The sequence below is a fragment of the Methylobacterium sp. WL103 genome (assembly GCF_008039885.1).
GTDB lineage: Bacteria > Pseudomonadota > Alphaproteobacteria > Rhizobiales > Beijerinckiaceae > Methylobacterium > Methylobacterium cerastii.
On sequence record NZ_VRUX01000881.1, the window covers coordinates 1 to 1327 of the forward strand.

Here is a 1327-nt window from a genome sequence, read left to right on the forward strand (position 1 = left end):
GCGTAGACGAGCGAGGGGTTGCGCGCGATCGCGCGCAACCCCTCGCTCGTCTACGCCGCCTTGCTGCGCGCCGACGGCAGCATCCTGGGCGAGCAGGGCATCGGGCTGCGGCTGGCCGACGACCTCGACCTCGACGCCACCGAGCGGCCCTCGCTCCTCGCCCTGATGCTGACGCGGACGCTGAAGGTCGGCGAGCCAGTCCTGGAGAACCAGCGCGCGATCGGCCGGGTCGTGGTCGTGGCCGAGACCGGCGACCTCGCCGAGCGCCTCGGCGACGTCGCCCTGAACGCGCTGCTCGCCGGCCTCGTCGCTGTGTTCGTCGGCCTGGCGGTCTCGCTCCGGCTGCAGCGCGCGGTGACGCGCCCGCTCACCGCGCTTGCGGGCACCATGGACGCCGTGCGCTCGCGCCACGACTACAGCCGGCGCGCCGACGTCACCACCGACGACGAGGTCGGCGCGCTGGCGCAGACCTTCAACGACCTGCTTGGCGCGGTGAACGTCCGCGACCGGCAGCTCGCCGCCTACAGCACCGGCCTGGAAGAGGAGGTCCGCGTCCGGACCCACGACCTCAGCGAGGCCCGCGAGCAGGCCGACGCCGCCAACGCCGCGAAGTCGACCTTCCTCGCCACCATGAGCCACGAGATCCGCACGCCGATGAACGGCATGCTGGTGATGGCCGAACTGCTGGCCGCCACCGACCTGCCGCCGCGCCAGCGCCGCTACGCCGAGGTGATCGCGCGCTCCGGCCAGTCGCTGCTGGCGATCATCAACGACATCCTCGACTTCGCGAAGGTCGAGGCCGGCAAGCTCGAGCTCGAGCGCACCACGATCAGCCCGCGCGAGATCGCCGACACCGTCGTCACCCTGTTCGGCGAGCGCGCCCGCAACGGCGGCCTCGACCTGGCCGTGGAGGTCGGCGCGGACGTGCCGGCGGCGATGGTCGGCGACCCGGTCCGCCTCGGGCAGGTGGTGAGTAACTTCGTCTCGAACGCGCTGAAGTTCACGGAAGCCGGCCACGTCCTCGTCCGGATGGGCACCCGCGACGACGGCCGGATGCTGGAGATCGCCGTCACGGATACCGGCATCGGCATCCCGCAGGACAAGATCGCCGGCGTCTTCACCGCCTTCACCCAGGCCGACCAATCCACCACTCGCCGCTTCGGCGGCACCGGCCTCGGCCTCTCGATCGCCGAGCGCCTGATCGCGGCGATGGGCGGGACCGTCGGCCTGGAGAGCCGCGTCGGCGTGGGCTCGACCTTCTGGGCGCGGATTCCGATCGCGGCACCGGAGCCGGCCGAGGCGATCCGCCGGGCCGGTCCTGCGCCGG

The 1327-nt window shown here is 72.8% G+C and carries 1 protein-coding gene; it reads left to right on the forward strand.

Translation table 11 applies throughout. The features are described 5' to 3' along the window. Window positions 1–18 precede the first annotated feature (18 nt). On the forward strand, window positions 19–1327 hold a 1309-nt coding region (locus FV222_RS26365; protein ID WP_246685682.1), incomplete at its 3' end, for an ATP-binding protein.